The organism is Nitrincola sp., assembly GCF_048264025.1.
Lineage (GTDB): Bacteria > Pseudomonadota > Gammaproteobacteria > Pseudomonadales > Balneatricaceae > Nitrincola.
Map to the genome: position 1 here is coordinate 15,957 of NZ_JBLXDN010000011.1, position 19,205 is coordinate 35,161.

Sequence of the window (19,205 nt, forward strand, 5' to 3'; positions counted from 1 at the left end):
CTCGTTTGAGGCTCAATGTAACTGCTTACGTTTATCCGCTGGGTCAGGGTCAACATCCGGATTACATTCTGCAAATATATACAAAGCCGCCATACGCACATATTCCTGTAATTCCAACAGACCAGATTCATCTTCATCATCCAGCTCATCTGGATCTGTCGATACCTGGGCAATTTCAGCAAAATCCTGCAACCCTTCCCTAAGGGCATCTGACATCGACTGCTCGCCCAGATACATGCCAAAACCTGCCAGAAAACCGCTACACCAACTGCTCAAGGCATCCACCCGTTGACTGATTTCTTGATCATCATCCGGCAGTAGTAACCGAAAGCCAAGATCCTCGTCCAACAACTGCGCCAGTGTTATTTGATAGAGTGAACCGAACACCAGTGTAGCCTTTTCGTCGGTCAGCTGGTTGACATTCATCAACTCACACAACACTTTTAATAACGTATCGGTATCAAAACGCGCACCCGCAGACAACTGTCCGGCCATGAGTCCATGTAACTCGGCAGGCGATAACGTCAGCACCCCTTCACTGATCATCAGGTCGGCAATTGTGTCAAATTCAGGGAGGTCAGGCAGCGTTTTTTCAGAAGTCATTTCAATATCCATCAGAGAAATAAATAAATCAGGAGCAGGCTATGCTAGCATTTACTGTAAAGGGTATGAATAGCCTGCCTGATTGACCAGAATGCGTGCCAAGCTCTTTAGTTTACTCGCAGAAGATGTCAAGGTTTACTACAGGCTGTTAATATAAAACATGATGGTTGTCAGGAAGCGCCCGGACATGAGTGAACATCTTTTTAATGCACTGGAACACAAGGTTGACCAGCTGATAGCCAGGCTCAACGAACTGGAAAAGGAAAACAAGCGCTTGCGTGAGTCGGAGCAGCGCTTAAAAGAAGAGCGCACCCAATTAATGCAGCTAAATACACAAACCCAAAGTAAGATTGAGGCCATGATTTCGCGATTGAAATCTTTGGAGCACGGATCATGACAACAGCCCGAAGTGTGACCGTCAGACTGCTTGATAAAGAGTACACTATCAGTTGCCCAGATGGTGCGGAAGCCGAGCTGCTGGCTTCAGCTGATTATCTGAATGATAAAATGCGTGAAATCAAAAATACTGGAAAAATCGTCGGACTTGAGCGTATTGCTGTTATGGCCGCATTGAATATGTCCCACGATTTGCTAAAAAATAAGGAAATTCAACGCCAGAATGTTGAAGCACATTTACGCCGCATTGGCAGTAAAGTTGATAACGCTTTAAACACTTCCAATCCAGGTGGCTGACAAATCTACCTAATCTGGTATAATGGAATCGTCTCCTGGGGTGTTCGAGAGCTGGTTAAGTCCCTCGAGCCTATATCCTTCTAAATGGGAGTGTCACTTTGATGTTGTGTGCATGTCCGCTTGTCGGAAAGCCTGATACGTCAGACACTGCTCCCTCCTTGAACCTCACGGTTCAGGGCCAGAATCAGTAAACGGCACCCTGGGAGACCCTCATAATCATGGCCGATTCCCGCAAAGTCTTGCGCCAGCAAATCAGACGCCAGCGACGTGCGTTGTCAGCCACTGAGCAAAAGCGGCATGCCAATCAGCTCTGTCGCCGCCTGAAACACCAACTTTGGTTTCGTTGCGCCCGTAACATTGCACTCTATTTACCTAATGATGGCGAAATCAGCCCTGAGCCATTGATCCGCTTATGCTGGCAATTGGGCAAAGCCGTTTATCTGCCCGTACTCCATCCAATTCATCACAACCGCTTGTGGTTTTTACCCTACAAACCTGGCAGCCCAATGCGCTTGAACAGTTACGGCATTTCAGAGCCAAAACTGCTACGCACACCCAAAACCCCTGCCTGGGCACTGGACCTGATTTTTCTTCCTTTAGTGGCTTTTGACACCCGAGGCAGGCGCCTGGGTATGGGTGGAGGCTATTACGACCGCACGTTTAGCTTCAAGCTACAAAGCAAGGGAATCAGAGGGCCGAAATTAATAGGACTAGCGCATGAATTACAGAAAGTGGACTGCCTGGCAACGGAAAGCTGGGATGTTCCGCTGGCAGGTATTGCTACAGAAGCAGGTATTTATCGGTTCAGCTGTTGAAAACCTGTTGGACTACAGCCGCAAACTCAATACCACTCTGAGATACACCCGTCATTATCGTGCCGATTACAAAAACCAGCACAAGCACCAGCACTAGATCAGGACTCCGTCTCATCTCGCCTATCTCTTTTATTTGTTGCGTTGCAGTATTGTTAGTGACCCACCACTTAAGATGACCCTCACTAACCCAAACAGACGTTTACTACCCATGCATAGTGTTTCACAAAATAAAAATATTTCAAGTCTATTACAGAATTTTTTTGTTTTTTTACTGCATGTTACATGGCTGACTTAAATATTGAGATTGAACACCTGGCTTAACATGATGAATTAAATATGTTTTATAGCAATAACGTCAGCCATAAAGGGATGGTCAGCATGGACAATAAAGTTTGAGCGGTAATGATTGCGGCCATCAGCGAGGCATCGCCACCTAACTGGCGTGCAAGGATATAGGCGGAAGTAGCTGTGGGTATAGTAGCAAAGATGATCAAAGTCCCTGCAGCCAAGGTCGACAACCCTAAGAGCAGGGCAATCAATGCCGCCAGCAGAGGAAACAGCAGTAACTTGATCACTATAGAAAACAGCATGCCCCGCCCTGAACGTCGCAAAGCGGACAGGTTCAGGGCGGCTCCGACAGATAGCAACCCAAGTGGCAAAGCCATTTGCGACAAAAGCACAAAAAAGGGCTGCATTAGCTCAGGCAAGCCCCCCGCCAGATTAATACTTACACCCAGCAGAGATGCCAGTATCAGCGGGTTAGTCAGTAAGGTCTTCAATACGCCACCCAGCGTAGGCTGACGCTCAGAATTATGAGCAAACACCAGCACACAGAGCAGATTAAGCGCTGGAATCATTACTGCAGCGACTACTGCAGCCAGGGCTATCCCAGCAGAACCAAACTGTGCTGAGGTAACGGCCAATGCCACAAATGTATTGAAGCGCATGCTGCCCTGATAGAAGGAGGTAAACGCCGCATTCTCTAACTGCAGAAAATGCCGCAAGCCATAACAAATCAGCGTACCCAGACCCAGCAGCACCAGCACGGCCAACATCAACACCAAAGATTCCTGTCCCGATAGTGAAGCCTGGCTCAGACTGTGAATCAGCAGGGCCGGAAACAGAAAGTAATAGGTCAACCGCTCAGCGGGAACCCAAAACCCATCACCAGGAAAGTTGAAGCGACGCATCCCAGCGCCGGTAATCAAAAGAGCGAACACCGGCCAGAGTACTGATATCACTGATAACATAAACTTTCCTGATATAAGTCAAACCCAGACACTTTTGATCGATAGGTGCACAAAACCAAGTGCTATAATCTTGAAAAGTGCGGTTTAATTGCATTATAAATGGCGTAAATAGAACAGGCTAGACGCCCAAATCCTAGCCGAAGGAATCCCCGTCAATGCTGAGAAATATTCGTATATCCATCCGTCTATCTTTGGGTACGGCAATCATGTTGGCGCTGGTTATTGCCATCATTATCCCCACCGTATTGAGCCTGTTGAGTAATATCACACAGCGCGCAGAAAGCCGTCAACTCGAAGATCTGCATAACGCTCTGCAAGCCTCTATTGATGAAACAGCCGAACAGGCATTACGTATCACCACGGCGTCTATCAGCGGTGTCGGTATTTCCGAGGCCTTTGCCAATCGTGATCGAGCACTATTACAACAATTGACACTACCTGTTTTTGAAGCCCTGCAGCAAAACTATAATATTCGTCAATTTCAGTTTCATCTGCCACCTGCGACTTCTTATCTGCGTCTGCACCAGTTGGATAAACATGATGATGACTTGAGCGATTTTCGCCTTACAGTGCTCCAGGCCAATAATCAGCAACGCGCTCAAAGCGGCCTGGAAAGCGGTGTTGCTGGCATCGGACTGCGCGGCGTCATTCCTGTCTATCACCAGCAACGTCATATAGGTTCCGCTGAGGTGGGCCTGTCGTTTGGTCAGGATTTTTTTGATACCTTCACTGAACGCTTCGGTGCTCAGGCCGCACTGCATATTCCCGCCAACAGTGGTTTCAAGGCGTTTGCCACCACAATTGAGAATGACACCTCGCTGACTCAGGCTCAGCTAAATCAGGTTATGCAAGGCCAAGTCTACACTAGCGAAGTCGACAGAGGAGAACAAAGCTGGGCCGTCATGGCACGTCCGATCATGGACTTTTCTGGCAAACCTCTGGGAGTGGTTGAGCTGATGATTGATCGTACCGAGTATGTACAAGGCTACCAGCAGGCGCTGATCCGCATCATCGTGATTGGCATAGTTTCAGTACTACTGGGTTTATTAATGGCAGCCCTACTCGCTCGCAGCATTATCAAACCACTGAAAACCACAGCTGACAGCTTGCGCAATATTGCCGCTGGCGATGGCGATCTGACCGCTCGTCTGGATGATAGCGGCCGCGACGAATTGGCTGACCTGGCCAGTTCGTTCAACCATTTTGTAACGCACATCCACAGCCTGATCAAACAGGTTGGCGCCGCGACTGTTCAGCTGTCTGCTGCCGCCGAAGAGCTGTCAGCCTCCAGCACCGACACCTCGCAACAAGCCAAAAAAGAGCAGTCTGAAACCCTGCAGGTTGCCACGGCGATGAACGAGATGACCGCCACAGTAACTGAAGTTGCTGATAATGCGGCTCAAACCTCGCATGCCGCTGGTGCAGCCAATGAATTAGCACTGTCAGGAAAACAGAAACTGGCCAATACCCAGCAGTCAATTCAAGGATTGGCTAACGATATCGAGTCCGCCGCTCAAATCATCAATAATTTGTCTACTGATAGCCGAGAGATCAATAAAATCCTTGATGTCATTCGCGACATATCTGACCAAACTAATCTGCTAGCATTAAATGCCGCTATTGAAGCAGCACGTGCCGGCGAACAAGGGCGTGGTTTTGCTGTAGTTGCCGACGAAGTGCGCAGTCTTGCCAGCCGCACTCAGAATTCAACAGTAGATATTCAACACATGATTGAACGCCTGCAGTCCGGTGCTGAAAAAGCGGTCAACTCGATGCAGCAAAGTCGCAATAAAGCTACAGCCAGCGTTGCCAGTTGCAACGATACAGATGAAGCCCTGACCAGCATTGCCGGAGCAATCGAAACAATCAATACGATGAACATACAGATTGCCGAGGCCGCTCGCCAACAATCCCAGGTAGCCGATGAAATCAATCACAACATCAGTTTTATTACTGATGCCGCTGAAATGACTTCAAGCAGCACTGAACAAGTGAATACAGCGGCTGATGAATTGGCCAGACTGGCCAGTGACCTGCAGAGTAGGATTGGGCGCTTCAAGGTTTGAAAAGACACCGGAGCCGCCAGTTAGCTGGCGGCTCCGGTTTAACTCATGCGGTTTAATTATGTGCAAGGGCACAACCTATCAGTCGTGCTGTTCGCGGCCTGACAATAACTGCTGACCCACGACTATGGCTTTGCGCACTTGATTCGGTGCAGTACCACCAATATGGTCACGAGCGGAAACTGAGCCCTCCAGCGTCAACACACTGAATACGTCAGCTTCAATTATGTCAGAAAACTGTTGCAGCTCAGACAGCTCCATCTGCCCCAGGTCCTTGCCAGTGCGTATACCATAAGCCACCGACAAGCCGACAATCTCATGCGCATCACGGAAAGCGACGCCCTTACGCACCAGATAATCAGCCAGATCGGTAGCGGTTGAGAAGCCACGCAAGGCCGCCTCACGCATCACCTCTTTACGCGCCTGTAATGCGGGTACCATATCAGCAAAGGCACGCAAGCAGCCCTTTACCGTATCGACCGTGTCAAACAGCGGCTCCTTATCTTCCTGATTGTCTTTGTTGTATGCCAAAGGCTGAGACTTCATCAGTGTCAGCAAAGAGAACAGATGACCAAAGACCCGACCACTTTTACCTCGCACCAGCTCCGGCACATCCGGGTTTTTCTTTTGCGGCATAATCGATGAACCGGTACAGAAACGATCTGGCAGATCTACAAAATTAAACTGCGCCGACGCCCAGAGCACCAACTCTTCCGACATGCGGGTCATATGCATCAACAACAGACTCGATGCGGCACAGAACTCTATGGCGAAGTCGCGATCCGATACTGCATCCAATGAATTACCCGCTGGGGCGGTGAATTTCAACAGCTCGGCGGTATAGTGGCGATCAATCGGATAGGTGGTACCCGCCAGCGCAGCGGCGCCTAAGGGCAAAATATTGATGCGTTTGCGGCAATCCACAAAGCGCTCATAATCGCGGCTGAGCATTTCGAACCAGGCCATCAGATGGTGGCCGAAGGTGACTGGCTGCGCTGTTTGCAGATGGGTAAAGCCCGGCATGATGGTATCCGCTTCTCGCTCAGCCAATTCCAGCAACCCCTGCTGTAATCGAGATAGCTCATCCAGAATCAAATCAGTTTCATCACGAAGATAGAGGCGTATATCCGTAGCCACCTGATCGTTACGTGACCGACCGGTATGCAGCTTTTTACCGACCACTCCGATTTTATGTGTCAGCGCCGCTTCGATGTTCATGTGCACATCTTCTAACGCTACAGACCACTCGAATTCACCGCGCTCTATTTCAACCCGAATTTCGCCCAGCCCGCGTAAAATGGCATCACACTCATCCTGACTGAGCACACCAACCCGGGTCAGCATCCGCGCATGGGCAACGGAGCCCTGTATATCTTGCTTGTAGAGGCGTTTATCGAAATCAACTGATGCGGTAAAACGCGCTACAAAAGCATCGGTCGGCTCGGAAAAACGACCGCCCCACTGCTGATTGGTTTTGTTGCTCATACTGACACTCTCCATGAACAGGCCGTGAACTGGCGGATGGCTGAAAATCCCGCCATTATAACAAGCTTGGCAGCGGATTGCCGTGAGGTTTATCGCCCGTTGTAGTTAATCTGCTACAATCTGTGTCTGATTTTTTTGCACTCACGGCAACAGGACTCCATTATGAGCAGAACCATCCGTATCGCAACACGCCGAAGCCTGCTGGCTCTCTGGCAAGCCGAGTATGTCAAAGCTGAGCTTGAGGCACACCACCCAGGCATCCAGATTGAACTGGTCACCATGGTGACGCAGGGAGACAAAATCCTGGATACGCCTTTAGCAAAAATCGGTGGTAAAGGCCTGTTCGTTAAAGAGCTGGAAAATGCCATGCTGGAGAACCGGGCTGATATTGCCGTGCACTCAATGAAAGATGTACCGATGGAATTTCCAGAAGGGCTAGGGCTGGCGGTGATTTGCCCACGCGAAAAACCGACTGATGCGTTTATCAGCAACCACTTTGACTCACTTGATGATCTGCCCCAGGGCGCTCATGTCGGTACGTCATCACTGCGACGTGAAGTGCAGGTACGCGAACGCCGACCTGATCTGAAAGTCAGCAGCTTGCGCGGCAATGTGCAAACCCGCCTGGGCAAGCTGGATGCCGGTGAGTTTGATGCCATTATCCTGGCAACCGCTGGCCTGGTAAGGCTCAAGCTGGAAAACCGTATTCGTAAAGAGATGTCAGCCGAAGAGTGTCTGCCAGCCGGTGGTCAGGGTGCCGTCGGCATTGAGTGCCGTAGCGATGATCAGGAGCTGATCAATCTGCTGCAGCCACTACATGATACTCAAACAGCCAGCCGCGTATTGGCGGAACGTGCCATGAATCGTCGCCTTGAAGGAGGCTGTCAGGTGCCTATCGGCTGTTATGCGGTGCTGCAGAACAATGACACCCAGCTTTGGCTACGGGGATTGGTCGGCCTGCCGGATGGCAGTCGCGTATTGCGCGATGAAATCACCGGCCCGGTTGAAGCCGCCGAAGCCTTAGGTGTCCAACTGGCAGAGCAACTGCTTGCCGCCGGTGCTGACGAAATTTTAAAGCATGTCTACACAGAACGCGGTTAATAGCCTGCAAGGGCTGCGCATCCTGGTCACGCGAGCTGAACATCAGAGCCAGGCACAGCAGGCGCTGATCCAGGCGCTGGGCGGTGAGGCCGTGTGCCTGCCTCTGATCGAGATCGAACCGGTCAGTGATTCAGATTCAGCCTACGCCGATCTCAAGTATTGCCTACTGGACCTGGATCTCTATCAGAAAGTTATTTTTGTCAGCCCCAATGCCGCCAAACTGGGTGTCGAGCTGATTGAAGACTTTTGGCCACAGCTACCTTTGGGCATCGACTGGGTCGGTATAGGCCGTCAGACTGTCAAGCAGCTTGAACAACAGGGTATCTGTGCCTGGTCCAGCGAGCAGGGCTATGACTCTGAAGCGCTGCTCAGCAGCGACAGGTTTCAGCAGGTCGATGGACAACGCATTTTGATACTGCGGGGAAACGGTGGACGCGACCTGATGAGAAGCACACTAACAGCACGGGGAGCCAGGGTTGACTATGGTACAGTTTACTATCGACGCCTCCCCAGTTATTCTGAACAGACATTAAAGCAGAAACTGCTGGATGAACCCTTGTCAGCGCTGCTCATTACCAGTGGCGAAGGTCTGTTAAACCTGCAGACCCTGATGACGACCCATTCAGCAGACCGGTATCAACCGCTGCTCAACACGCGTTTAATAGTGCCCAGTGAACGCATTGCCGTCATTGCACGGGAGCTGGGATACAGGCGGGTCAGAGTTGCTCAGGGACCGGATGATGACTCAATGGTCCGGGCCACTCTCCCCGGTAATGACTTGGAACAGCTGGCATGACAAATAAATCTGATAAACCAAACCAGAATAGTAATCCTGAAGCGCCTGTAACTGAGTCAGAACTGCCTGACACACCCACAACAGAGGCGTCAGGAGATGATAGCACCTCCAGTGCTACAGAGAATCCTACTACAGAGAGCCCGGCAACGGAGAGCAGTACAGTTGAGAGCACTATAACTGAGCCTGAGGTCAGCCAAACCAAACCCGGCTTAACCGCACACAGCTCAGGCACAGAAGCGGCAACTAAATACCCATCTCCCTGGCCCGCAAGGGCCGCCTTAGTCGTCGCACTCGCTGCACTGGGCTTATCTGGCTATTTGTTTTACCAGAATCAACAGCTACAGAATAAAACTGTCAACTTGGCAGCGGAAGTCGAAACCCGGCTAGCCAGCAACGCCACTGAAGTAGCTCGCACGGTTTCGTCTGTTAGCGAACAGGCGGCCGGCATCAATCAGCAACTAGGCCAATTGAAAGAGCAGACCGCGGCTAGCCAGCGTAACGTCGACAGTCTGCAACAACGTCTGACCCAAAGCATTCGTCAGGTTCAAGCGCAGCAGGTCATCTCCGAAAAAGACTGGTTACTGGCTGAAGCCGAATACCTGCTGCGTCTTGCCAACCAGCGCGTATTGATGGAACAAAGTGCGACCGGGGCCCTGGCCTTACTCAGGTCTGCTGATGAGATACTGCGACAAGCGGATGATGCAGCGCTCTACCCCGTCCGTGAAGCGTTAGCAGAAGACATCGCTGCACTCGATGCCGTTCCTCGCCTGGATACCGAAGGCGTTTTCCTACGCCTCAGTGCTTTGAATGCACGCGTGTCTGATCTACGCATGACACCAGTTACAGATCGTCGTCAGCTACCGGATATGCTGGAAGAGATAACACCTGAAGCAGTCCGTGACACTTGGGGGGCTGGCGCCAAAAACGCACTGTCCAGCGCCATGTCTAAGCTGGATCAACTGGTTGTAATCCAACACCGTGATAACCCGGTTGAACCCTTGCTCTCACCAGAACAAACCTACTATCTGCAGCAAAACCTGCACTTGATGCTGGAACAAGCTCAACACGCTCTGCTGCAACGCCGCCAAGGTGCCTACTCCCACAGTCTGGAAAAAGCCAGCAGTTGGATAGCCGACTATTTTGAGCCCAGCGATGCCACAACACAGTCATTGCTACGCGGTATTGATGAGCTAAAAGCTGTCGAGGTGGCCCCAGAAGTACCGTCAATCAATGCCTCACTGGATGCATTACAGACGCACATCAGTGAACTGCGCCGCCTAAAGCGTGAAGGAGGCAACTGATGAAGCGCCTTTTCGTATTACTGCTATTGGCACTTGTAGTGGGTGCCTGGGCTGGCCAGATGATGGTCACTGACTCGGGTTATGTGTTGCTGGCCTATAACAACACCACCGTTGAAACCACGCTCTGGGTGTTTTTAGTGGGGGTATTTATCGCATTTATACTATTACATTTAATTTTCAACTTGATCTTTAATGCCCGGTTGCCAACAGGACAGTTCCGCCAATGGCGCGCCATCAAAAAACATCAATCTGCACGGAAGAAAACATTGAAGGGCTTGCTGGCCCTGTCCGAAGGTGAATGGCACAAAGCTCAGGTCACCCTGACCCGTAGCGCAGAAGATTTTGATTTACCTGTAATCAACTATATTGCGGCCGCTCGTGCGGCACATGAAAATGGTGACCAGACTGGGGCCGATGAGCTACTGAAAAAAGCCTTAAAGTCGACTCCGGAAGCCAGCCTGGCAGTCAGCATTACCCAGTCCCAGATTCAGGTAGCTCGAGGACAACTGGAAGCGGCACTAGCCAACCTACTCAAATTGCGCCGCAAGCAGCCACACAACAAGCAAATTTTGGCCTTGCTGGCCGACGTCTCGGCACGCTTGAATGACTGGCAAGGTGTTGCGGATATCCTGCCCGACCTGCGTCGCAGCAAAGCTCTGCCGCTGGAAAATCTTAATCGTCTGGAACGTGAAACACTGTTACACCTGTTGCAAAAACAGAGAACACCGACAGCCGGTGGCTTCATGCCCGAACCGGAGCAGCGGGTCCGGCAGTTACAAAGCATTTGGGTGAGTATGCCTGAAACAGCATCGAACTATGATGAGGTGGTGACTGAGTATGCCGATCAGTTGATCGCTGCTGGGGGTCATAAGGCAGCCGAAGCTTTGCTGCGCCTACGTCTAGAAGCCCGCTGGAGTGAAATACTAATCCCTCTCTATGGCCTGATTGACAGCCCCAAACCACGCAAGCTTTATCAACAAGCACAAAAATGGTTAGAGGTTCATGAGCAAAGTCCAGGATTGTATATAGCCTTGGCTAGATTAGCGGCAAAATGCCAATTGTGGAGTGAGGCTGTAGGCTATTACGAGCAAAGCCTGAGTATTGATCCTAACCTGGATAGCTGCGCCGAGTTTGCGCGATTACTGCAGCAGCTCGAGCAACCGGAAAGAGCCATGCAGGTGATGAATCAGGGCATCAGCCATGTGACAGACAAGTTACCCGATCTACCCCTGCCGCAACCGGCACTTAAAGCCGACTAGGCTGTGCTTGGGTTGTGTCTGACGGGCTATATGGCTAGTAGACACAACCCTTATTCAAGACGTCAACTGGTTGCTTTTGGCCGAGGCGCATAGGCAAATACATCCGCATGTATCTGGCGCTCACTGACACCCTGAGCTTCTAACGCATCAACCAACGCATACACCATGCCCGGTGAACCACAGGCATAAATATCCGTTGTAGCCGGTGCCAAAATATCAGATGCCACAATACCAGGCAGCAGTCCACGCGCACCCTGCCAATCATCACTGGGCTCAGACACTACGGCCGTATAGTGTAGATTGGGGTAGTCATTTGCCCACTGACGGGCCAGATTATCCAGATAAAGATCCTCAGCGACCCGTCCACCCCAGTAGACATGAATAGGTTGAGTTACCTGATTGGCTAACAGATGCTCAACCATGCTTTTTATTTGCGCAAATCCCGTACTACCGGCAACAAAAACTAATCTTCGCTCAGGCGCCAAAGCTGACGCCGCAAGATGGCATTGCCCCATAGCCATACACAGCTCTACTTCAGAGGCCTGCTCCAGATGTGCAACCAGCGCACAATTCATCTCACTGTCCGGCATATGGCGGATATGTAACTCCAGCTCACCCACCTGTTCCGGTGCTGACGCGATAGAAAAAAACGCACTGCGACCATCCGGCAAAAACAGCTCAAGATACTGGCCAGCACTGAAAGTTGCTGACTCAGACCCCGATGCTTTCAGCGCAATCCGAACCCGATACACATCACGATTCAAACGCTCATTACTGATGATTTTTGCCGTATATCTATTCAAAACTCTCTCCAGGAATAATGCCTAAACTGTCCCATATTTCATCCACATGCGCCTTAACCTCGGCCGACATCTGAATCGGCTCACCCCATTCACGCTGGGTTTCACCTGGCCATTTATTGGTAGCATCCATACCCATTTTTGATCCCAGACCGGAAACCGGTGACGCAAAGTCCAGGTAATCAATTGGCGTGTTTTCTATCATGACGGTGTCTCTGGCCGGGTCCATACGCGTAGTCATGGCCCAGATGACATCCTGCCAGTCACGCGCATTGACATCATCATCACAAACTATCACAAACTTGGTATACATGAATTGACGCAAGAATGACCAGACCCCGAGCATCACCCGCTTGGCGTGACCAGGATACTGTTTCTTCATCGTCACCACGGCAAGCCGATAGGAGCAACCTTCCGGTGGCAGATAGAAATCGACGATCTCAGGGAATTGTTTCTGCAGAATCGGTACAAACACCTCATTGAGCGCAACGCCCAACACCGCCGGTTCATCTGGCGGTCTACCAGTGTAAGTACTGTGGTAGATGGGGTCCTTGCGATGGGTAATACGCTCCACGGTGAAAACCGGGAAATAATCCACTTCATTATAGTAACCGGTATGATCACCAAATGGGCCTTCCTCAGCGGTTTCCTCCGGATCGATATAGCCTTCCAGAATAAACTCCGCACTTGCCGGTACCTGTAGATCATTACCGATACATTTTACCAGCTCAGTCTTACCACCGCGCAACAAACCGGCAAAGGCATATTCGGATAGCGTGTCTGGAACCGGCGTTACAGCGCCAAGAATGGTAGCTGGATCAGCCCCCAGGGCGACGGCGACAGGGAAAGGTTTCCCTGGATGCTGCTGTTTCCATTCACGAAAATCCAATGCGCCGCCTCGGTGTGCCAACCAGCGCATGATCAACTTATTACGACCAATCAGCTGCTGTCTGTAGATACCCAGGTTCTGGCGACTTTTATTCGGGCCACGGGTAATCACCAACGGCCAGGTCACCAAGGGACCGGCATCACCAGGCCAACAGGTTTGTATTGGTAAACGATACAAATCAACGGCATCACCTTCAATGACAACCGCCTGGCAGGGCGCAGACTTAACCAGTTTCGGCCCCATATTGAGAACCTGTTTGAATACCGGCAATTTATCCCAGGCATCTTTGAAGCCCTTGGGTGGCTCAGGCTCTTTAAGCTGCGCCAGCAAGTGTCCGACATCCCGCAGGGCCGACACCGACTCCTGGCCCATGCCCAATGCTACTCGTTCAGGGGTACCAAACAAATTAGCCAACACCGGGATATCAAAACCGATCGGATTCTCAAACAACAGCGCAGGTCCGCCCGCACGCAGCGTTCGATCAGCGATTTCTGTCATCTCCAACACGGGGCTGACAGGTTGGCTAATACGCTTGAGTTCACCTCTGGCTTCAAGCATCTGGATAAAATCGCGAAGGTCTTGGTATTTTGGCGTGGACATAGCTAAGTCTTACCGGACACTGACACTCAGATAGTGATGCTACCTGAGTGTCTGGGTGAAAGAGTTCTGCTTGTTTACGTCAGAACTCTTTATTGTAGATCGTTTTTGCAGATCATTTCTTACAGATCGCTTACTTGCGCTTCATCGACTGGAAAAACTCATCATTGGTCTTAAAGTCTTTCAGCTTGTCGATGACAAACTCGGTAGCCGCGGAATCATCCATCGGATCCAACAGTTTGCGCAAAATCCAGATACGCTGCAGTTCATCTTCTGTGGTCAACAGGTCTTCACGACGAGTACCTGAGCGGCGGATGTTAATCGCCGGGAACACACGCTTTTCAGCAATGCGTCGGTCCAGATGCACTTCGGCATTACCGGTACCCTTAAACTCTTCGTAGATAACTTCGTCCATTTTCGAACCAGTATCTACCAGCGCTGTGGCGATGATTGTCAGGCTGCCGCCCTCTTCGATATTACGTGCCGCCCCAAAGAAACGCTTCGGCCGTTCCAGTGCGTGGGCATCAACACCACCTGTCAGCACTTTACCGGAAGACGGAATCACGGTGTTATAAGCACGCGCCAAACGGGTGATGGAATCCAGCAATATGACCACATCTTTTTTATGCTCAGTCAGACGCTTGGCTTTTTCCAGCACCATTTCAGCCACCTGCACGTGACGTGAAGGCGGCTCATCAAACGTAGACGCTACCACTTCGCCGCGCACGGTACGCTGCATATCGGTTACTTCTTCCGGACGCTCATCTATCAGCAGTACGATCAGGTAACAATCCGGACTGTTGCGGGTAATGCTGTTGGCAATATTCTGCAACATCAGTGTCTTACCGGCTTTAGGCGGCGACACAATCAGCGCGCGCTGACCTTTACCCATGGGTGACACCAGGTCGATCACACGAGCAGTAATATCTTCAGTACTGCCGTTACCGACTTCCATACGTATGCGCGACTGGGCGAATAGTGGCGTCAGGTTCTCGAACAGTATTTTGTTTTTGGCATTTTCAGGACGGTCAAAGTTGATTTCGCTGACTTTCAGCAGGGCGAAATAACGTTCACCATCTTTCGGCGGCCTGATTTTTCCGGCGATAGTGTCACCCGTGCGCAGATTGAAGCGACGAATCTGACTGGGTGATACGTAAATGTCATCGGGTCCGGCTAAGTACGACGAATCTGCCGAACGTAAAAAACCAAAGCCGTCCTGAAGTATTTCGAGGACGCCATCGCCGTATATATCTTCACCGCTGACAGCATGCTTTTTCAGGATGGCAAAAATCACATCCTGTTTGCGGGAACGGGCCATGTTCTGGATGCCCATGCTGTTTGCGATTTCCAGTAGGTCTGGAACACTTTTGAGTTTTAATTCAGATAGATTCATAGTTTTTTAGGATGCAGCCAGGTGAAGGCTGAAAATTGAATGGTAAGCCGGAGGATTGAGTTGGAATGAGATTGCTTCAGTGGATCCGCAGATCGGACTGTAACACCCAGCCGGGATCTGACAGAATCATCAGCCAAGCACAGCATGAATATAAAGTGTTTAACGACGCCTGTCCAGTATCTGTGGACATTATCGTCAAGTGTTTGATCCAGAGCAATCCAACTGGAAAGGGCGGACATCTCCAACCCTTTCATCCTAATGATCACTCAGAGATTGGCGTCGATAAAAGCAGAAAGCTGAGATTTAGACAATGCACCCACTTTAGTGGCTTCTACACTACCACCTTTGAACAGCATCAAGGTTGGAATACCACGAATCCCGAACTTTGGTGGCGTTTCATTGTTCTCGTCGATATTGAGCTTACATACTTTCAACTGCCCCTCATACTCTTTGGCAATTTCTTCCAGAACGGGCGCAATCATTTTGCAAGGACCACACCATTCTGCCCAGTAATCCACCAACACGGGGCTATCTGCTTTTACTACTTCTTCTTCAAAAGTAGCGTCGGTGACATTAATAATGTTTTCACTCATGTCTCTGTTTCTCCATTGCACCGGGTGCTTTGTAATAGCTGTTATATAAGGATCATAACACCAGCCGTGTATGCTTGTGAACTTATCCGCATGGCATAGATACATCAAGAAAATGTTTTTACGGCTTCTTATGAGCCACAGCGTCTGGCAAAATAGCGGCCATTCGCTATAAAACGTGACCTGGAGAGCTCAATGGAAGTATACGAACAGCCAAGCCGGCTAGATCAACCCGAAGAGGGAGCTCTGCTGGCGGCAATCGATATTGGTTCCAACAGCTTTCATATGGTTGTTGCTCGCCTGGTGGACGGCGAGCTCAAACCAGTAGACATCATGTCAGAAAAAGTGCAACTGGCGGCGGGTCTGGATGAAGCAGGAATCCTCTCGGAAGATGCCCAGCAACGCGGGATTGATTGCCTGCGACGCTTTGCCGAACGCATTAAAGAACTACCCAGGACGGCCATACGCGCCGTAGCGACCAACGCCCTGCGCGAAGCCTCTAACCGTCGCGAGTTTGCCAGTCAAGCCACTGCCGTCATCGGATTACCCTTGCAGGTCATTTCTGGCTATGAAGAAGCACGCCTGATTTATCTGGGCGTAGCACACACACTAGCCGATGACACCGGCCGTCGTCTGGTTATAGATATAGGTGGTGGCAGCACCGAATGCATCATTGGCGAGCGCTTCGAATCACGCCTACTGGAAAGTCTGCAGCTAGGTTGCGTCAGTTTTAGTGAAGAATTCTTCCCCAGTGGACAGTTAACAGACAAGGGCTTCCAACAGGCAAAAATGGCCGCCATGCAGGAACTACTGTCGATCCGACACAACTATCGCCGTATGGGTTGGCAAAGCTGTGTCGGCTCTTCCGGCACCGCCAAGGCTATCAACCAGGCCTGTATAGAACTGGGCTTCTCTTCTGGCCCCATCACAGCTGAAGCGCTGAACCAACTTAAAGCCTACCTGTTGAAGTTCAACCAGGCGGACGACATCTTACTGAACAGCATCAAACCGGAAAGAAAAGCTGTGCTCCCGGCTGGCACAGCCATTATGTGTGCAATCTTTGAATCACTGGATATTCATAGCATGGAATATTCGGACGGCGCGCTTCGCGAAGGTGTTCTGTATGATATGGCCGGTCGGCTCCGCCATGAAGATGTGCGTGAGCGCACTATTAATGCCCTGATGAAACGCCATCACATTGATACCCGTCATGCGGCTAACGTAGAAGCAACGGCACTCATTATGCTGGCACAGGTCAGCGACAGCTGGCAGCTTCAGGAGCACGAATTTCACGACATGCTCTGCTGGTCGGCACGCACACACGAAATCGGACTGACTATTTCGCACAACCGCTTTCATCGTCACAGTGCTTATTTACTGCAAAACTGCGACCTACCTGGATTCAGTAACACAGAACAGCAATTACTCGCTTTTCTGGCCAGAGCCCACCGCCGCAAACTCCCCAAAGATGAGCTAAAACTTCTACCTGAAGACAAGCAACTACCCTACTTGCGTTTAAGTCTGCTGCTTCGCCTTGCGGTTATCCTGCACCGCAGCCGCAGCAAAGCCCGCTTGCCCGCTCTTAAATTGCAGGCAGACAATCAAAAAATCACCCTGTCTTTTCCGGATGAGTGGCTGCAACACCACCCCCTCACCCAAACCGACCTGGAAAGCGAAGCGGACTACCTGAAAAGCATCGACTACAAGCTGAAGTTCAGCTAAACCCTTAGCAGGGGCCGCTTAGCTCCAACAAAAAAGGGGTGATCGATTGATCACCCCTTTTTGTTAAAATGAGAATAGCGTTACAGCTCAGGACCCGCCTTAACGATCTGTTCGGAAATGCCATTAAACTTGGTGAAGTTACTGACAAACTGGCCAATCAGGTCTTTTGCTGCCGCATCATAAGCAGCTGGATCAGCCCAGGTTTCACGTGGATTCAGCAGCCCACTGTTGACACCTGGCACTGCCAAAGGCACAGCCAGGTTAATACCCGGCAATTGCTGAGTTTCGCAATCCTTCAGCGCACCACTTTGAATTGCGCTGATAATGGCACGTGTTGTCGGAATACTAAACCGCTCACCGGTACCATAAGAACCACCGCTCCAACCGGTGTTTACCAGGTAAACACGCGAACCATAATCACTGATTCGCTTCATCAGCAGATCAGCATAAACATGGGCTGGACGCGGGAAGAAAGGTGCACCAAAGCAGGTAGAGAAGGTGGATTTAATCCCACTGCCTGAACCCATTTCCGTGGAACCGACCAGTGCGGTGTAGCCTGACAGGAAGTGGTAAGCGGCGGCTTCTTTGGTCAAAACAGAGACAGGCGGCAGAACGCCAGTCAGATCACAAGTCAGAAACACAATTGAATCCGGCTCTTCACCCATATTGGTCGCAGAACGTTTATCCACGTGCTCCAGCGGATAGGCACAACGTCCATTTTCAGTCAACGATGTATCGTTATAATCCGCTTTGCGACAAGCATTCAGAGTAACGTTTTCAACTATGGAACCAAAGCGAATCGCATCCCAGATGATGGGTTCGTTCTTTTTGCTCAGATTGATGGTCTTGGCATAACAGCCACCTTCAATATTGAATACAACACCCTTGCCCCAGCCGTGTTCATCATCACCAATCAAGTAACGTTCTGGATCAGCAGACAGGGTAGTTTTACCGGTACCGGACAAACCAAAGAATAAGGTGGTAGAACCATCTTCTCCAATGTTAGCGGAGCAGTGCATCGGCAGCACATCGTGCGCAGGCAGAAGGAAATTCTGCACTGAAAACATCGCTTTTTTCATTTCACCGGCGTAACGCATACCAGCGATCAGCACCTTACGCTCAGCAAAATTGAGTATGACGCAACCATCGCTATTAGTACCATCACGCTCTGGATCACACACAAAGCCAGCCGCGTTAATGATCTGCCACTCAGGATTGTTCTTGGGGTTGTACTGATGCGGACGGATAAACAGATTCAGGCCAAACAAATTCTGCCAGGCGGTCTGAGTGGTCATTTTGACTGGCAGGTAATAGTTGTGGTCAGATCCAACATGAACTTGTGAGACAAAACGTTCTTCGCCTTCCAGCCAGCTTTCTACACGCTGCCAGAGGGCATCAAATTTATCAGCATCGAACGGGCGATTAACCTGCCCCCAATCGATAGAAGCCGAGGTAGACGGCTCTTTAACGATAAAACGATCCATTGGTGAACGACCGGTGCGCTTGCCGGTAGTTACAACCAGTGCACCGGTATCAGCAAGCACGCCTTCCTGGCGCTGCAAAGCACGCTCCACCAGTTCAGCAGGGCTCAGATTCTGATGTGCAATTTTGACAGTGTCTGTAGTCATTACGCTTTCCCTTGGCTTGATGCCAACAAATTACTGAATAACAAATGCGAGCCCTGACCGGATACGCCACAGGTATCTGAGGTACTTCGCAGTGTAAGTATACCGGCTTGCATAGCTTAAATTATTATTGCTTTTAAGAGCGGCTATTATTGCATAAAAAAACCGCCTTGTGGACAACCGGAAACTGTTCTCATTAACAGTTTCACTAAAGTTGCATAGC

General features: G+C 50.5%; 17 protein-coding genes and 1 other RNA gene. 10 read left to right on the plus strand and 8 right to left on the minus strand.

What is annotated here, in order from left to right:
- Window positions 1-12: 12 nt before the first annotated feature.
- Window positions 13-603, minus strand: a complete 591-nt coding sequence (locus tag ACN0R1_RS10000) for a UPF0149 family protein (protein WP_417582376.1) — start codon at window positions 601-603, stop codon at window positions 13-15.
- A gap of 187 nt (window positions 604-790) precedes the next feature.
- Here ACN0R1_RS10000 and ACN0R1_RS10005 point away from each other — a divergent pair, with 187 nt between their 5' ends.
- From ACN0R1_RS10005 to ACN0R1_RS10020, 4 genes are all read left to right on the plus strand, one after another.
- Window positions 791-1,000, plus strand: coding sequence for a TIGR02449 family protein (locus ACN0R1_RS10005; protein ID WP_151053257.1), 210 nt, complete (start codon window positions 791-793; stop codon window positions 998-1,000).
- Entirely contained in the window at window positions 997-1,296 is a 300-nt protein-coding gene (locus ACN0R1_RS10010; RefSeq protein WP_417582378.1) for a cell division protein ZapA, read from the plus strand. Before ACN0R1_RS10005 ends, ACN0R1_RS10010 begins: the two co-directional genes overlap by 4 nt.
- A gap of 29 nt (window positions 1,297-1,325) precedes the next feature.
- A non-coding RNA gene (gene ssrS, locus ACN0R1_RS10015) (6S RNA) lies at window positions 1,326-1,506 on the plus strand.
- Window positions 1,507-1,514: 8 nt separating this feature from the next.
- Entirely contained in the window at window positions 1,515-2,111 is a 597-nt protein-coding gene (locus tag ACN0R1_RS10020; RefSeq protein ID WP_417582380.1) for a 5-formyltetrahydrofolate cyclo-ligase, read from the plus strand.
- 341 nt (window positions 2,112-2,452) lie between these two features.
- On the opposite strand, the gene ACN0R1_RS10025 is transcribed toward ACN0R1_RS10020, so the two are convergent.
- Window positions 2,453-3,361 carry an AEC family transporter gene (locus ACN0R1_RS10025; protein ID WP_417582382.1) on the minus strand — a complete coding sequence of 303 codons (909 nt, stop codon included), beginning with the start codon at window positions 3,359-3,361 and terminating at the stop codon, window positions 2,453-2,455.
- 155 nt (window positions 3,362-3,516) lie between these two features.
- On the opposite strand from ACN0R1_RS10025, the gene ACN0R1_RS10030 reads away from it, so the two are divergent.
- On the plus strand, window positions 3,517-5,427 hold the full coding sequence (locus ACN0R1_RS10030; RefSeq protein ID WP_417582385.1) for a methyl-accepting chemotaxis protein: 1,911 nt from the start codon (window positions 3,517-3,519) through the stop codon (window positions 5,425-5,427).
- Between the two features lie 78 nt (window positions 5,428-5,505).
- On the opposite strand, the gene argH is transcribed toward ACN0R1_RS10030, so the two are convergent.
- Window positions 5,506-6,909 carry an argininosuccinate lyase gene (argH, locus tag ACN0R1_RS10035; protein WP_417582387.1) on the minus strand — a complete coding sequence of 468 codons (1,404 nt, stop codon included), beginning with the start codon at window positions 6,907-6,909 and terminating at the stop codon, window positions 5,506-5,508.
- A gap of 162 nt (window positions 6,910-7,071) precedes the next feature.
- Here argH and hemC point away from each other — a divergent pair, with 162 nt between their 5' ends.
- From hemC to ACN0R1_RS10055, 4 genes are read left to right on the plus strand one after another with little or no spacing between them, the layout of a single operon-like run.
- The gene (hemC, locus tag ACN0R1_RS10040) at window positions 7,072-8,010 is read left to right on the plus strand and encodes a hydroxymethylbilane synthase (RefSeq protein WP_417582389.1); all 939 of its coding nucleotides are present in this window, start codon (window positions 7,072-7,074) and stop codon (window positions 8,008-8,010) included.
- On the plus strand, window positions 7,988-8,806 hold the full coding sequence (locus ACN0R1_RS10045) for a uroporphyrinogen-III synthase (protein WP_417582391.1): 819 nt from the start codon (window positions 7,988-7,990) through the stop codon (window positions 8,804-8,806). The genes hemC and ACN0R1_RS10045 overlap by 23 nt, the downstream gene beginning before the upstream one ends.
- On the plus strand, window positions 8,803-10,107 hold the full coding sequence (locus ACN0R1_RS10050; RefSeq protein ID WP_417582393.1) for a uroporphyrinogen-III C-methyltransferase: 1,305 nt from the start codon (window positions 8,803-8,805) through the stop codon (window positions 10,105-10,107). The genes ACN0R1_RS10045 and ACN0R1_RS10050 overlap by 4 nt, the downstream gene beginning before the upstream one ends.
- Window positions 10,107-11,366: a heme biosynthesis HemY N-terminal domain-containing protein gene (locus ACN0R1_RS10055; protein WP_417582395.1), complete on the plus strand. Its 1,260-nt coding sequence runs from the start codon at window positions 10,107-10,109 to the stop codon at window positions 11,364-11,366. Before ACN0R1_RS10050 ends, ACN0R1_RS10055 begins: the two co-directional genes overlap by 1 nt.
- Window positions 11,367-11,428: 62 nt before the next feature.
- Here the strand turns inward: ACN0R1_RS10055 and ACN0R1_RS10060 are convergent, their stop codons facing one another.
- From ACN0R1_RS10060 to trxA, 4 genes are all read right to left on the minus strand, one after another.
- Window positions 11,429-12,169, minus strand: coding sequence for an NAD(P)H-flavin reductase (locus ACN0R1_RS10060; protein ID WP_417582397.1), 741 nt, complete (start codon window positions 12,167-12,169; stop codon window positions 11,429-11,431).
- On the minus strand, window positions 12,162-13,655 hold the full coding sequence (gene ubiD / locus ACN0R1_RS10065) for a 4-hydroxy-3-polyprenylbenzoate decarboxylase (RefSeq protein WP_417582399.1): 1,494 nt from the start codon (window positions 13,653-13,655) through the stop codon (window positions 12,162-12,164). The genes ACN0R1_RS10060 and ubiD overlap by 8 nt, the downstream gene beginning before the upstream one ends.
- A 130-nt stretch (window positions 13,656-13,785) precedes the next feature.
- Window positions 13,786-15,045, minus strand: a complete 1,260-nt coding sequence (gene rho / locus ACN0R1_RS10070; protein WP_036524738.1) for a transcription termination factor Rho — start codon at window positions 15,043-15,045, stop codon at window positions 13,786-13,788.
- Between the two features lie 266 nt (window positions 15,046-15,311).
- Window positions 15,312-15,638, minus strand: coding sequence for a thioredoxin TrxA (gene trxA / locus ACN0R1_RS10075; protein WP_417582401.1), 327 nt, complete (start codon window positions 15,636-15,638; stop codon window positions 15,312-15,314).
- Between the two features lie 192 nt (window positions 15,639-15,830).
- Here trxA and ppx point away from each other — a divergent pair, with 192 nt between their 5' ends.
- Window positions 15,831-17,357, plus strand: a complete 1,527-nt coding sequence (gene ppx, locus ACN0R1_RS10080) for an exopolyphosphatase (protein WP_417582403.1) — start codon at window positions 15,831-15,833, stop codon at window positions 17,355-17,357.
- A gap of 80 nt (window positions 17,358-17,437) precedes the next feature.
- On the opposite strand, the gene ACN0R1_RS10085 is transcribed toward ppx, so the two are convergent.
- Entirely contained in the window at window positions 17,438-18,985 is a 1,548-nt protein-coding gene (locus ACN0R1_RS10085) for a phosphoenolpyruvate carboxykinase (protein ID WP_417582405.1), read from the minus strand.
- Window positions 18,986-19,205 lie beyond the last annotated feature (220 nt).

What these genes read in the sequence shown, in the direction of transcription:
- ACN0R1_RS10045 (WP_417582391.1), top strand. Translation starts at nt 7,988, where the DNA reads ATGTCTACACAGAACGCGGTTAATAGCCTGCAAGGGCTGCGCATCCTG.
- ACN0R1_RS10030 (WP_417582385.1), top strand. Translation starts at nt 3,517, where the DNA reads ATGCTGAGAAATATTCGTATATCCATCCGTCTATCTTTGGGTACGGCA.
- ACN0R1_RS10000 (WP_417582376.1), bottom strand. Translation starts at nt 603, where the DNA reads ATGACTTCTGAAAAAACGCTGCCTGACCTCCCTGAATTTGACACAATT.
- ACN0R1_RS10050 (WP_417582393.1), top strand. Translation starts at nt 8,803, where the DNA reads ATGACAAATAAATCTGATAAACCAAACCAGAATAGTAATCCTGAAGCG.
- ubiD (WP_417582399.1), bottom strand. Translation starts at nt 13,655, where the DNA reads ATGTCCACGCCAAAATACCAAGACCTTCGCGATTTTATCCAGATGCTT.
- ACN0R1_RS10010 (WP_417582378.1), top strand. Translation starts at nt 997, where the DNA reads ATGACAACAGCCCGAAGTGTGACCGTCAGACTGCTTGATAAAGAGTAC.
- rho (WP_036524738.1), bottom strand. Translation starts at nt 15,045, where the DNA reads ATGAATCTATCTGAATTAAAACTCAAAAGTGTTCCAGACCTACTGGAA.
- ACN0R1_RS10055 (WP_417582395.1), top strand. Translation starts at nt 10,107, where the DNA reads ATGAAGCGCCTTTTCGTATTACTGCTATTGGCACTTGTAGTGGGTGCC.
- ACN0R1_RS10085 (WP_417582405.1), bottom strand. Translation starts at nt 18,985, where the DNA reads ATGACTACAGACACTGTCAAAATTGCACATCAGAATCTGAGCCCTGCT.
- trxA (WP_417582401.1), bottom strand. Translation starts at nt 15,638, where the DNA reads ATGAGTGAAAACATTATTAATGTCACCGACGCTACTTTTGAAGAAGAA.
- ACN0R1_RS10020 (WP_417582380.1), top strand. Translation starts at nt 1,515, where the DNA reads ATGGCCGATTCCCGCAAAGTCTTGCGCCAGCAAATCAGACGCCAGCGA.
- ppx (WP_417582403.1), top strand. Translation starts at nt 15,831, where the DNA reads ATGGAAGTATACGAACAGCCAAGCCGGCTAGATCAACCCGAAGAGGGA.
- ACN0R1_RS10025 (WP_417582382.1), bottom strand. Translation starts at nt 3,361, where the DNA reads ATGTTATCAGTGATATCAGTACTCTGGCCGGTGTTCGCTCTTTTGATT.
- argH (WP_417582387.1), bottom strand. Translation starts at nt 6,909, where the DNA reads ATGAGCAACAAAACCAATCAGCAGTGGGGCGGTCGTTTTTCCGAGCCG.
- hemC (WP_417582389.1), top strand. Translation starts at nt 7,072, where the DNA reads ATGAGCAGAACCATCCGTATCGCAACACGCCGAAGCCTGCTGGCTCTC.
- ACN0R1_RS10005 (WP_151053257.1), top strand. Translation starts at nt 791, where the DNA reads ATGAGTGAACATCTTTTTAATGCACTGGAACACAAGGTTGACCAGCTG.